The organism is Desulfoluna sp. CLI2B (genome assembly GCF_056847375.1).
In genome coordinates, this window is sequence record NZ_CP186557.1 from 2,411,337 (window position 1) to 2,424,182 (window position 12,846).

The following is a 12,846-nucleotide window of genomic DNA, read 5'->3' on the forward strand; positions in this document are numbered from 1 at the left end:
CTGCGATGATGGTGCAGCAAAATCTGTCGTAAGGACGGGCCGAAGCCCGCACGGGGAACTCATCAGCCCTGCTGTTTCTTCAGCATGGGGAAACCGAGACGCTCCCGCTGCTCGATGTACCCGTGGGCGCAGATACGAGCCAGGTTTCGGATCCTGCCGATGTAACCGGTTCGCTCTGTGACGCTGATGGCCCCGCGGGCGTCGAGGAGGTTGAAAAGGTGCGAACACTTGATGCAGCACTCGTAGGCGGGCAGGACGATGCCCTGCTCGATGATGCGTTCGGCTTCTTTTTCATACTTCTTGAAGAGGTCGAGAAGCATGTCCACGTCGGCCACCTCAAAGTTGTAGGTGGACTGCTCCACCTCCTGCTGGTGGAAGATATCCCCGTAGGTGAGGGTGTCGTTCCACTTAAGGTCGTAGACGCTGTCCACGCCCTGCAGGTACATGCAGATGCGCTCCAGGCCGTAGGTGAGTTCCACGGACACGGGCTTGACCTCAATGCTGCCCGCCATCTGGAAATAGGTGAACTGGGTCACCTCCATGCCGTCGAGCCACACCTCCCAGCCAAGGCCGGACGCCCCCAGGGTGGGCGACTCCCAGTCATCCTCCACAAAACGGATATCGTGGTCCATGGGGTCGATCCCCAGCACCTTGAGGCTGTTCAGGTAAAGTTCCTGGACGTTGTCGGGTGAGGGCTTCATCAGCACCTGGAACTGGTAGTAGTGCTGCAGGCGCATGGGGTTGTCGCCGTAGCGACCATCCGTGGGACGACGGGAAGCCTGGGCGTAGGCAACCTTCCAGGGCTCGGGCCCGAGGCACCTCAAAAGGGTCGCAGGATGAAAGGTCCCGGCCCCCACTTCAAGGTCTAAGGGCTGGCTCAGCACACAGCCGGTGCCCGCCCAGTATTTCTGCAACTCTAAAATCACATCCTGAAAATTCATCTTTTGATTCCTCAAATAACTCGGTGCCTGGAAAGACGCTTCCTTAAAAAACGGGTGTGGACCCACACCCCGCCCCTTTCACGGTCGTAAAGGTTTATATCCTGTGATGGCCTGCAAGGGCGCAGGGTATCGCGATGCGACACGCTATATAATGGGGTACCTCGCCACCGCAACACAACATGCGTGGAAAACGTCCAGATTACATCCCTTTGCTGCACGGTCATCTTATTTTAACCAAAGAAAACTACATGATAAGATAGCGATAGTCAATCAAAAGGCGCAGGGCATCCGCCCCGTGCCGGGGCCTTCGCAAGGGCCCGGAAACACGAAAAAATAACTCATTGCACCCGGACAGGGGCCAAGGGTTTGAAAAGCTTGACAAAGGAGACGGACACCCCTGTCCTCTGCGGCCCGGATTGTCAGGAAACAGGCGCCTCCCAGGCCTCGTCTCCCTCGGTGGTCACCCCGCGCCATGCCACGGCAGGCGGCAGGAGCTTTGCCCCGGGAATCTCCGCGCAGATGTACGCCCAGGCATCCCTCACGGCTGCCATGTCCCCGGCCTCCCCCACGGCCCAGAGGCACCCGCCGCCACCGGCACCGGTGAAGCGGGCGCCGCAACCCAGGGCCACAGCGCTTTCCACCAGGCGCGTTCCCGTTTCGTCCAGCACATCCGGTGTCATGGACAGACGGATGCGTGTCTCGCGGTTCATGAGCTCTCCGGCCCGTCGCCACTGGCCCGCGGCCATGGCCTCGGCAAAGGCGTGGGTCAGCTCGATGATGCGAACCCACTCCGCCCTGTGACGACCGGCCAGAAACCCTTTGACCCATCGCCCGTTGACGTCCAGGGAATCATGGGGAATGCCGCAATAGGCCACCGCCATGTGAGCCGCCGGGTCCGCGCCCCCGGCGTCGCACAGCTGCGTCCGCCGGTACCGCCCCTCCCCGTCCCAGTGCCAGAGGGAAACCCCGCCGAAGGCGGCGGCCATCTGGTCCTGGATACCGCAGACAACGCCTGCCACGGCGCTTTCCACAGATTGCGCAATACGGGCGGCGCGCTCTTTCAGGGCATGGCCGTCCTCCATGCCCTCAAGGGCGATGAGAAAGGCAGCGCACAGGGCCACCGCTGCAACAGAAGAGCCCCCCAGGGCGCTGCGGGGCGGCGAGGCTGAATCGATGTCAATGGCCACCCCTGAAGCATCAAAATAGGCGGCGATGCCGAACATCAGGCCCATGGGGTGATCAAAGGGAAGCTCCCTGGCAGGAAATTCGGCGGGTTCAAAGCCCCGGGAGGAGACGCGCACCCGCCCGGGGGTGTACGGCGCGATGCGAACCCGCGTCCGCAGGTCCAGGGCCAGGTTGAAGGTGACGGGATCCAGATGCCGCAACGGGAGATGAAAGGTGGCCAGGTCAAGGGTCCCCCCCATATCCACCCGGCAGGGTGCGGAGGTCACGACGGTTGAAGAGATGGGACGGCCTGTGTCATGGGGCATGGCGGGATATCCTTTACATGGATCGGATTTTGGATAGATAAGAGAGGCTCTTGGGCTCTCGTCCCAGGTGCCGTGGCAGAAAACGTTCCATGAGGGCCAGGGCCTCTCGCTCTGTGTTGGGACTGAATCGCACGCGAAAGGCACCCTCCAGCCCTTCATCCAGCACCCAGCGAAGCTGCTTCAGGGTCCCCACGGAGATGGCCATGCGATGGCGGGCCTCCCCACGGCACTGCGGGCAGACCAGGCCCCCGCGGTCCAGGTCGAAGAGCACCCGGTCTCCGGACGGGGTCTCCATGGAGGCGCCGCACCCGGCGCACTGGGCCAGGGACGGCGCAAAGCCGGCGATATCAAGGAAAAGCATCTGAAATAGGATACTGACACTCCCCGGAGATCTCCGGGAGTCGTTGAGGGCGCCCAGGGCGGACTCGAAAAGGGTAAAGAGGCGCTTCTGAGGAACATCCTCTTCCAGCCACTGAATGGTCACCTCGGACCAGTAACCGGCATAGGCGGAGCGCAGATAGTCGGTACGGATGGATTCGTAAGGATCCAGAATGGAGGCCTCTTCCAGGTAGGGAAGGCCCTTTCCCTGGCGCACCACGATCTCCAGGAGGGTGGCAAGCTCCAGAACACCGGAAAACCGCTTCACGCTCTTCTTGGCGTTCTTGGCAAAGGCACTCACCTTGCCCTTGTCCGGGGTGAGGAAGGTGAGGACCACATCATGGTCCCCGTACTCCACCTTGCGCAGCAAAATAGCCCGGGCCTTCCGGATGATCACCTGGGGGACGAGAGCCATACCGGCCTATAGCCCCAGGAGCTGGGTGGCAATCTTAAAATAGCAATAGACACTGATAATGTCGATGCTGGTGGTGACAAAGGGGCCCGTGGCAACGGCCGGGTCGATGTTGATGCGCCCGAACACCATGGGAACCAGGGAGCCCACCAGGGCGGCGATGGACATGGACGAAAGAACGGCCAGCCCCACGGAAACGGCGAGCATCATGGTGTTGATCTCCGAGCCGAACCGCACCTGGGCGGCAAGGGCGATGAGCCCCCCGTAGATGATGCCCAGGATCATGCCGATGCTGAGTTCCTTGCACACCACGTTCCTCAGGTCGTCGGCCACGAGACGCCCCGTGGCAAGGCCCCGCACCACAATGGTGGAGGACTGGGTGCCGATGTTCCCGCCCATCCCCATGATCACCGGGAGAAAGGCGGCCAGGTAGGTCACCTGCTTCAGGGTGTCTTCAAAGTGCCCGATGATGAAAAAAGCAAGAATTCCCCCGATGCAGCTGGCAAAAAGCCAGGGCAGGCGGATGCGGGTACTGCTCACAATGGACTGGGTCTCCACGAACTCCTCGCCCACACCGGCCATCTTCAGCATGTCCTCGGTGGCCTCCTGGCGGAAAATGTCGATGACGTCGTCCACGGTGACGATCCCCATGAGGCGATTGTTGTCGTCCACAACAGGCACCGCCAGGATATCGTAGCGCGCAACGATCTTGGCCACCTCTTCCTGGTCCATGTCGGTGGTCACGGAGAAGATGTCCGTGGTCATGAAGTCCTTCAGGGGCGTACCGGGCTTGACCACCACGAGCTGACGCAGGGAGACCACCCCCACAAGCCGTTCATGGTCGTCCACGACGTAAAGGTAAAAGGGCATCTCCACATCGGGGAAGTCCTTCTGAAGGGACTCGATGGCCTCCCGCGCGGTGATCTCTTCGGCAAGGGCCACAAAGTCCGGGACCATGATCCCGCCCGCGGTGTCGTCGTCATAGCTGAGGAGGTCCTCCACCTCTTCGGACTCCTCGGTCTTCATCTTTTCGAGAACGGCGTCGGCCTTCTCTTTGGGCAGGTCTGCGATGAGGTCGGCCACGTCGTCGGCGGGCATGTGGTCGAAGACGTCCAGAAGCTCTTCCACCTCGATGGTCTCGATAAAGTCCGTGAAGGTGTACTCGCTGAGTTCACTCAGGAGCACCGCCCTCTGCTCGTAGTCCTCTATCATGTCGAAGAGCTTGCGCTGACTGTTGACCGAAAGGTTCCTGAAGACAACGGAGAGGTCCGCCGCGTGTGTCTTGTTGACGATCTTTTGAAGGTTGGTGAGGGCCCCGCGCCTCAAAAGCCGCTTGATGGTCTCTTCAAGAATTTTGTTCCTGTCTTCGCTCATGATAATCCTCCCCGCATGACAGGGCCCCAACGGCCCTGACGGCAGACAGGGCACGGTACTCCCCAAGGGCCCCACGAAACAAATCGGGGAACGCCCTTCGGGGCTGCCGTGTCCTGCTTCCAAGGCCCGACAAGATCAGAGGCGCTGTTGTCCTGATCGTGTCGGGGTCAAAAGGTTTCCCGCCACCTCAAGGTGGCGGAGTAAAAACAAAAAAGCCGGCCTGTGCCTGCCGGCTTTTGCGGCGGTGGCCCGGCCCTTCCAAGGATCTGTTACGGAATCCAGAGGTTCACCGGCCGCCCGCAGGGCCCGGGAATCTCCACGGGCCGCCCGTTGTAAAACAAGGCGACGGCGCACTTGTCTTCCAGAAGAATATTGAAACTCTCCACCGCACGGATGGAGATGCGCTCCCCCTGTCTCATGGCATAGGGCTTGGGCTGACTGCCGTCGGCACTCACCTTGACATGGGCCTTTCCGGCCGACAGGATCTCCAGAAGGAGCCCCTCACGGGTCTTTTCGGAGCGCCTTTTCTCTTTCACTTTTTTCTCGGGTATGGTGCGAGCCTCTGAGGGAGGCTCCGCCTGCTCTGATACGCCGGTGTCAGGGGGCGTCAAAAAAAAAAGAGACCCCCAGGACCACAAAGGTCACCAGACAAAGCAGGGCAAAAAGAATCCCCAGGTTCCGTTTCCGGTCCCCGGAGCTGCAGAAGCGGACACCCTCCGGAGCCGGAGGGTACGCTTCCAAGTAGAGAGAAACCGCTGTTTCCCCGTCGGCGCCGCACGCCTCTGCCATGGAACGCAGGAAGCTCTTGAGCATCTCGGAGGGTGCTGCGGTCTCCCGCCTCAATGCTCTCCACCACATGACGGGAGAGCTTGGTTTCGCGGCACACCGTTTCAATGGTGATGCCGTTTTGCAACCGGGTATCCCGAAGGTATTCGTTAAATTGGGGCCGTTCCCGAACCTCATCTTTGTTTTCAGCCATGCGCCCCCTTCCTTCACTGCCGCCGGCCTGCGGTATTACTGAATCACCTTGATATGTGCTTCTTTTTTCAAATCACTGAGCCACTGGGCGAATTTCTTGCCCACGGCGTCCTGATACAACTGATCGGTAATGGATGCGTGAAGCGCCTCTTCCAGGGGCTTGTTCCCAAGCTCCTTTTTATTGGCCTCGTAGTATTCCTGGACATCCTCGTCGGTGATGACAATTTTTGATTTCACCTCGTAGCTCACCAGACGGTTCCTCAGCAGCTGATTCCTGATCTCGCTGCGGTAGGTCTCGTAATCCAGGCCCTGGGCTTTGAGCTGGGCCCGTAACGCCTCATCGGTGAACTGGTTGAGGCTCTTGACCCGTTCAATGGCCCGGTCCACTTCCTTTTCGCCGATATGGATATCTTTTTTCGCCACAAGCTGATCGGTGAGTTTTTTCTCCACAAGCTGATTGATCAGATCCTCACGCAGTTTGAACCGCATCTGCATCTCTTTTTCAAGAGGGTAATTCATCTGGCGGATCTTTGCTTCATAGGGGGCCAGCTCTTCGTTCAGGTCCGTAAGGGTCACCACATCATCGTTGACCACGGCCACGATGCGATCGATCACCTCGGCTTTTTTCGCCGCCGCCGTCCCTGCCACAAGACAGGCTGAAACAGCCACGAGCACACACCACACCCATTTTTTACATTGTCCGGTCGTTGACTTAATCATAAATTCGTCCGACTCCGATTAAACACTGCCTCGCCGAATCACCTGAAATAAAGAGCGATTCAACACTTGCAGCCAAAATGCCCCCCATTTCCGCGGGACGTTTTTTCCCACCAAGGAACGCTACGGTCTGCCTTCTTCAAGGATCTTTTCCCACAATTCGCCGTTAACTTCAATTGAATATTTTCCTTGAGCGCTCCGCCGCCAAGCACGATAGGCTGCTTCCATACGTGAACGCCTGACCTGCCTGACCAACCCCTCTTCACTCAATGTTGAAGACGTTCCGCCCTGGACCGCCTGGAAATCAGCATAGGAAAGGAGGCGTTCATTCCTGAATTCCGACGCAAGGACCTGCTCTGCCAGGAGCCGGTTGGCCAGCCGCCGCTTCCAGAGGGCAAAGGAGATCCCGCGATCCGTCAACTCTTTTTCGAAGGCCCCCTCGGGGTACCCTGCCCCGGCATCAGCCACGGCTGCGTCCAGGGCCCCCTCCCGAAGGGTGATGCCCTTTTTCATCAGGCAGACCGCCAGCAGAGAGCTTCCTCCTGGAGCTGGTGCAGCACCCCCTTGCGAATGGCCGCCACCTCTTCACCCTTGGAAAGGCTCTCATAGGGATAGCCCTGGAGCGCCAGCTTCAAGGCATCCTGGTAATCCCCCGCAGTCACGGCCCGCCCCCGACATGAAAGCAGAGGTGTTTCCGGGTCCTGACCGGCCCCGCCGGTGCACCCTGTAAAAAGCCCTGAAGCAACAAGGACAGAAAGGGCCAGCACCCCCCGCTTAATTGTCTGACGGGTTAACATAGGCCGCCACCTCCTTGAGAATATTCTTGCACTGCGTCAGCAGGCTGCTGTTGGTTCCCTTGGTCAGGGTCGCCCGGAAGAGAAGATCCGGCGTCAGCTCGTAGCGCCCCTCTCCCCTGGCCGTCACCTCCACGATGGCGTGGGGCACCTTCTGGTGAAGATCGGAAAACGACAGGGAGAGCTGGGTGCCGGACAGTTCGAGTTTTTTGACCCCCGCCCTCACCGCCTCGATCCTCAGCATGATCTTTAAAAGGACGTTCATGGCCTCTTCCGGCAATTTGCCGTAACGGTCCACGATCTCGCCCTTGATATCGGCGATCTCCCGGAGCTCCCGCATCTTGGCAAGGCGCCTGTACAGCACCAGCCGCTGCTCGATGTCCGGGACGTAGTCCTCCGGGAAGAAGGTGGAGAAATTAACGTTGATCTCGGGTTCCAGGGCATGGACCTTGGGCTGTCCTTTGAGTTCGGAGATGGCCTCGTCCATGAGGGTGAGGAACATGTCGTAGCCCACGGCGGCGATGTGCCCGGACTGGGAGGCACCCAGGGCAGCGCCCCCGCCCCGTATCTGAAGATCGCTCATGGCAATCTGAAATCCGGCCCCCAGGTCGGTGTGCTCCATGAGCACCTTCATGCGCTTGGCCGCATCCCGGCTCAATCGGGCCTCCTCGGGTACGAACAGATAGGCAAAGGCCTGCTCGTCCCCGCGGCCGATGCGCCCCCTGAGCTGATAAAGCTGGGAGAGCCCGAACCGGTCGGCCCGGTTCACGATCATGGTGTTGGCCGAAGGGATGTCCAGGCCGGACTCGATGATGGTTGTGGTCACCAGCACGTCGATCTGCTTTTCCACAAAGGCGAACATCACCTTTTCCAGCTCCCGCTCGGTCTGCTGTCCGTGGGCCACCCCAACCCGGGCCGCAGGCACCAGGTCCCGGATGCGATCGGCCATGCGCTCGATGGAGGCCACGTTGTTGTGGACAAAGAAAACCTGCCCCTGGCGGCCAAGTTCACGGGTGATGGCCTCCCCCACAATGGCGTCGTCGTATTCGGCGATATAGCTGATGATGGCCTGCCGCTCTTCAGGGGGCGTGGAGATGACGCTGATGTCTCGCATGCCCGCAAGGGACATGTGGAGGGTCCTGGGGATGGGGGTGGCGGAGAGGGCCAGCACGTCCACGGTGCTTTTGAGCCCCTTGAGTTTTTCTTTATGGCGAACCCCGAACCGCTGCTCCTCATCGATGATCAAAAGGCCCAGGTCCTTGAAGTCGACATCTCCGGAAAAGAGGCGATGGGTCCCGATGACGATGTCCACCTTGCCCTCTGCCAGGGCTTCGACAATGCGGCGCTGCTCCGCAGCCTTGCGGAAGCGGCTGAGGCTCTCCACGATGACCGGGTAACGATCGAACCGCTCCCGAAACGTCTTGAGGTGCTGCTCGGCCAGGACCGTGGTGGGCACCAGCACCGCCACCTGCTTGCCGTCGGCCACGGCTTTGAAGGCGGCGCGCATGGCCACTTCGGTCTTGCCGTAACCCACGTCCCCGCAGACCAGGCGGTCCATGGAGTTCTCTTTCTCCATGTCGTCCAGGACATCGTCGATGGCCCGGAGCTGATCCCGGGTCTCTTCGTAGGGAAAGGAGGCCTGAAACTCGTTGAAGTAGGCATCGGAGGCGGAAAACTTGAATCCTTTTTTCACCTTTCGCTCGGCGTAGAGCTTGAGAAGCTCGCCGGCCATCTTCTCCACCTCTTTCTTGGCCTTGGCCTTGACCTTGTCCCAGGACTTGCCCCCCATGCGGTCCAAAAGGGGCTTGTGCCCTTCGACACCCACGTACTTCTGGATCATTCCCATGCGGTCCACGGGCAGGTAGAAACGGTCATCGTCCTTGTATTCGATGGCCAGGTAGTCGCTGGTAATCCGCCCCACCACGATCTTGGTCAGCCCCACATAACGGCCGATGCCATGTTCGTCGTGGACCACGAGATCCCCTTCCTTCAACTCTCCCAGGGAGAGGAGCTCGTCCCGGGCCCGCCGCTTGGCACTTCGCACCACCCGCCGTTTGGCTCCGAAGATCTCGTCCTCAGTGATGACGGCCAGGCCCGCGTCGGCCCAGAAAAAGCCGGTGGACAGATGCCCCACGGCAATACGAAGGGCGCCTCCGCGGGGGGTCGCCTCCCGGTTGTACGTTCCCACGGGCGGCTCGATGCCGTAGGGTTTCAACAGCTCCAGGAGCCGTTCCACCTGGGGCTCACGACTGCAGAGGATCCAGGTGAGATGCCCTTCCCGGCGAAGGGACTCAAGGCGATCCACCAGGGGCTGCAAGGGAGACTCGTCCCGTGTGTGGCGGGTCTTGAGTTCAGCGGTGAGGGCACTGTGATCGGAAATGGCCAGGGGAAGGCTTCCACCGGCACCCATGGACTCGGTGGCCACCATGGCGTACTCCAATACCCGACACGCCTTGAGGTGGGTTTCCAGTTCTTCCTTCCCCAGAAACAGCTGCTCCGGCTCAACGGTGAGGCGATTCCCCTTCTGCGCCAGCTCGTAGTTGCCCGCCACCCTCTGGAGAAAGGTGTCCCTGCTCCTGCGCAGGCCGTCCGGATCCGGGATCACCATCAGGGCATTGGAGGGCAGGTAATCCATAAACGTATCCAGGGACGGGTAGACCAGGGAGAGGAGACTCTCCACCGTGGCGCCCCCTTCTTCCTCTTTGACGCGGCCCACCAGGTCCTTCACCTCGTCGAGGGGAACACCCGCGGCTGCGGCAGCCCTTCGTATCCTGCCCACCACCTCTTCCAGCTTTTCACGGCGCAGGATGGTCTCCCTGGCGGGAAGGAGGACCGCCTCCATGAGAGAGCCCTTTCGCCTCTGGTTGGTGGCGGAAAACAGACGAATGGAGTCCACCACATCACCAAAAAACTCTACGCGCACCGGGTCGTCATGGTAAGGTGAGAAGAAATCGACGATGCCCCCCCGAACGGAAAAATCCCCGGGCTCCTCCACAATGGAGGTGCGGACATAGCCCCCTGCCACCAGATTTGAGATGAGTTCCCCGCGATCCACCTCCTCGTTGACCATGAGGAGATCGGCGTAGGCGTTCATCTCCTCCTTGGGGATCAGCCGCTGCATCAGGGTGTCCACGGTGGTCACCACGATCTTGGGCATGCGGCCTTCCAGCATGGCATAAAGGGTCCGGATCCTCTTGGCGGAAGTCTCCGCGTGATAGGACACCGATTTATAGGGCAGGATATTATAAGGGGGGAACAGGGCGGCCACGTCGTCTGTGGGCACCCCGGCAAACAGGGATAGGTCCCCCAGAAAAAGGTCCACGTCCTTTGTGGTGGGAAGGACCACCACAAGGGGGCCCGGGACCAGCCGGGAGATGGTGTCCGTGACCAGGGCTTTTTCAGACCCGGCCAGCCCGGCGATGACGGAGGAGGTCCCTTTGCCCTGAAGTTGCGCCAGGAAAGGACGCAGGATGTTTTCCACTTGATTTTGAGCCATATTCACTGTACGGAAACATTACGGATTGAAAACAAAAAGCGCTTGCCGGCACGACACTACCCCAAAACGCCACAGCCGATGGGACGCACCGATGCCGGTTCTCTTCCCCCTCCCCTTATTTCAGCCTCAAAAGAGAAGTGAAGATAAAACAATAAAGAAGCATCCGGCAGGATGCGTGCACAGAGCCTACAGGAAATACCCCAACACCCTTTTATGCGAGCTCCCCCAGGTTGAGCCATACCGGAGCATGAGGCAACACGCCCGGACTTCAGGGCGGCGACATGGCAACCCAACGTTTGACCAACCTTGTCTGAAATCTGAAAGCGGATGAGGACCATCCAAACCGGGAGATCACCATGCATATCACTGTCATCGGTACAGGCTACGTAGGCCTGGTCACCGGCGCCTGCTTTTCCGAGATGGGGAACAACGTCACCTGCGTGGACGTTGACAAGACCAAGATCGACAACCTCAACCAAGGGGTCCTTCCCATCTATGAGCCGGGTCTCGAAGGCCTGGTGACCAGCAACAGCAAACTCGGGCTTCTCAACTTCACAACGGACCTGGCCGAGGCCATGTCCCACTCCGACCTCTTTTTCATCGCCGTGGGGACCCCGCCGGGGGACGACGGATCCGCCGACCTGCGCTACGTCCTGGCTGCGGCCCGGGAGATCGGGCAGCATCTCAACCGGTACGGCGTCATCGTGGACAAATCCACGGTTCCGGTGGGCACGGCGGACAAGGTCCGTGAAGTCGTTCAAGAGGAGCTGGACAAACGCGGGGTCTCAGTAGAATTTGACGTGGTGAGCAACCCCGAGTTCCTCAAGGAAGGAGCGGCCGTGGGGGACTTCATGCGCCCCGACCGGGTGGTGATCGGCACGGACTCCCCCCGTTCCGAAGCCATCATGAAGACCCTCTATGCCCCCTTCTCCCGGATCCATGACAAAATCGTCTCCATGGGAATCCGAGACGCAGAAATGACCAAATACGCGGCCAACTCCCTTCTGGCCACCAAGATCTCCTTTATGAACGAGATTGCCTTCATGTGCGAAAAACTGGGCGTGGACGTGGAGAGTGTCCGCAAGGGCATCGGCTCGGACAGCCGCATCGGCTACAGTTTTATCTATGCCGGGTGCGGCTACGGCGGGTCCTGTTTCCCCAAGGATGTCCAGGCCCTGATCCGCTCCGCCGGAGAGGTGGGCTTTACGCCCCTGATCCTCAAGGCGGTGGAGACGCGAAACGCCTTTCAGAAAAAGCGCCTCTTTGAAAAGGTGGTGGAACACTTTGGGGAGGACCTGAGCGGACGCCGCTTCGGCATCTGGGGCCTTGCCTTCAAACCCGGCACCGACGACATGCGGGAGGCCCCTTCTGTGGTGGTCATCGAGCAACTGATCGCCGCAGGAGCCACGGTGACGGCCTACGATCCCGTGGCCATGGAAGAGGCCGAACAGTGCCTGGCCGGCCACCTGCAAAACGGCAGCCTCATTTTAGCGGACCACCAGTACGACGCGGTCAAGGATGTGGACGCCATGCTCCTGGTTACCGAGTGGAAACCCTTTCGCCAGCCGGACTTTGAGGCCATGAAGCGCCTTATGGCGCAGCCCGTTATCTTTGACGGGCGAAACCAGTATAGCCCTGAGCAACTTAAAACAGAAGGCTTTCACTACGAAGGCATCGGTCGCTAAAGGGACAAACAAAAAGAGCGGGTTCGCTGTTTACCAGCGCACCCGCCCTTAAAAACCATACCCCTGCAAGGCTCGTTACTGCCCGGTGAGACCTTTTCGATTGATGCTCTTGGGGCCATCTTCCACGTATTTTGCCCCGCCCACGTATCGCCGGAGCCTCATCTGGGTCACATCAAACCGTTCCACCCGGTTGGCCATCTGGGATTCGCAGATTTTTCGCATGACGCTCTTGATGCGCTTGGGGGTGTCGATCTGATCCGGGCGCCTCTGGGTCAAGACGATGCGCATGCCGTACTCCACCTGGGACAGCTTTTTTTTCAACTCTTCCAAGCCTTTCTCGCTTTTCATGACCACCGTCACGTCAAAGGTGAGAATGGAATGATCGTTCAACAGGGTCTCGAAGTGCACGGGGTGACTGTACTCCTGTGAGGAGCAGGCAGTACAGGCAAATAGCAGCAGGATCAACCCCAATTTTTTACATGTCATAACACCATCCGTATCAGAAAAAATGACCACTCCGCAAAGACGCCCCACCACCCGCATACTCAATAATAACCGGGCCCACCAAACCAGAAGACACC

At 59.8% G+C, this 12,846-nt stretch carries 12 protein-coding genes and 1 pseudogene; 1 reads left to right on the forward strand and 12 read right to left on the reverse strand.

Annotated features, from left to right (window positions below; translation table 11 throughout):
* Window positions 1–62 precede the first annotated feature (62 nt).
* From glyQ to mfd, 11 genes and pseudogenes are all read right to left on the reverse strand, one after another.
* Window positions 63–941, reverse strand: coding sequence for a glycine--tRNA ligase subunit alpha (glyQ, locus tag ACOYW2_RS11475; RefSeq protein ID WP_482770480.1), 879 nt, complete (start codon window positions 939–941; stop codon window positions 63–65).
* Window positions 942–1,360: 419 nt separating this feature from the next.
* Window positions 1,361–2,431, reverse strand: a complete 1,071-nt coding sequence (locus tag ACOYW2_RS11480; RefSeq protein WP_482770481.1) for a GHMP family kinase ATP-binding protein — start codon at window positions 2,429–2,431, stop codon at window positions 1,361–1,363.
* A gap of 13 nt (window positions 2,432–2,444) precedes the next feature.
* Window positions 2,445–3,224 (reverse strand): DNA repair protein RecO, encoded by a 780-nt coding sequence (gene recO, locus ACOYW2_RS11485; protein WP_482770482.1) that lies wholly within the window; start codon window positions 3,222–3,224, stop codon window positions 2,445–2,447.
* Window positions 3,225–3,230: 6 nt separating this feature from the next.
* On the reverse strand, window positions 3,231–4,595 hold the full coding sequence (gene mgtE / locus ACOYW2_RS11490) for a magnesium transporter (RefSeq protein ID WP_482416218.1): 1,365 nt from the start codon (window positions 4,593–4,595) through the stop codon (window positions 3,231–3,233).
* Window positions 4,596–4,864: 269 nt separating this feature from the next.
* Window positions 4,865–5,131, reverse strand: a complete 267-nt coding sequence (locus tag ACOYW2_RS11495; RefSeq protein WP_180144811.1) for a RodZ domain-containing protein — start codon at window positions 5,129–5,131, stop codon at window positions 4,865–4,867.
* Between the two features lie 61 nt (window positions 5,132–5,192).
* The gene (locus ACOYW2_RS11500) at window positions 5,193–5,453 is read right to left on the reverse strand and encodes a hypothetical protein (protein WP_482771120.1); all 261 of its coding nucleotides are present in this window, start codon (window positions 5,451–5,453) and stop codon (window positions 5,193–5,195) included.
* Window positions 5,454–5,466: 13 nt separating this feature from the next.
* Window positions 5,467–5,574: pseudogene (locus ACOYW2_RS11505) on the reverse strand (hypothetical protein); the annotation flags it as partial.
* 35 nt (window positions 5,575–5,609) lie between these two features.
* Window positions 5,610–6,293 carry a SurA N-terminal domain-containing protein gene (locus ACOYW2_RS11510; protein WP_482770483.1) on the reverse strand — a complete coding sequence of 228 codons (684 nt, stop codon included), beginning with the start codon at window positions 6,291–6,293 and terminating at the stop codon, window positions 5,610–5,612.
* 120 nt (window positions 6,294–6,413) lie between these two features.
* Window positions 6,414–6,803 carry a hypothetical protein gene (locus ACOYW2_RS11515; RefSeq protein ID WP_482423034.1) on the reverse strand — a complete coding sequence of 130 codons (390 nt, stop codon included), beginning with the start codon at window positions 6,801–6,803 and terminating at the stop codon, window positions 6,414–6,416.
* Window positions 6,803–7,087, reverse strand: coding sequence for a hypothetical protein (locus ACOYW2_RS11520; RefSeq protein WP_482423035.1), 285 nt, complete (start codon window positions 7,085–7,087; stop codon window positions 6,803–6,805). The genes ACOYW2_RS11515 and ACOYW2_RS11520 overlap by 1 nt, the downstream gene beginning before the upstream one ends.
* Complete coding sequence (gene mfd / locus ACOYW2_RS11525; protein ID WP_482770484.1) at window positions 7,065–10,580, reverse strand: transcription-repair coupling factor; 3,516 nt, start codon at window positions 10,578–10,580, stop codon at window positions 7,065–7,067. Before mfd ends, ACOYW2_RS11520 begins: the two co-directional genes overlap by 23 nt.
* A 356-nt stretch (window positions 10,581–10,936) precedes the next feature.
* Here mfd and ACOYW2_RS11530 point away from each other — a divergent pair, with 356 nt between their 5' ends.
* Entirely contained in the window at window positions 10,937–12,265 is a 1,329-nt protein-coding gene (locus ACOYW2_RS11530; protein WP_482770485.1) for a UDP-glucose dehydrogenase family protein, read from the forward strand.
* Between the two features lie 75 nt (window positions 12,266–12,340).
* Here the strand turns inward: ACOYW2_RS11530 and ACOYW2_RS11535 are convergent, their stop codons facing one another.
* A complete protein-coding gene (locus tag ACOYW2_RS11535; protein WP_482416212.1) occupies window positions 12,341–12,751 on the reverse strand; it encodes a hypothetical protein in 411 nt (136 codons plus the stop codon).
* Window positions 12,752–12,846: the final 95 nt, after the last annotated feature.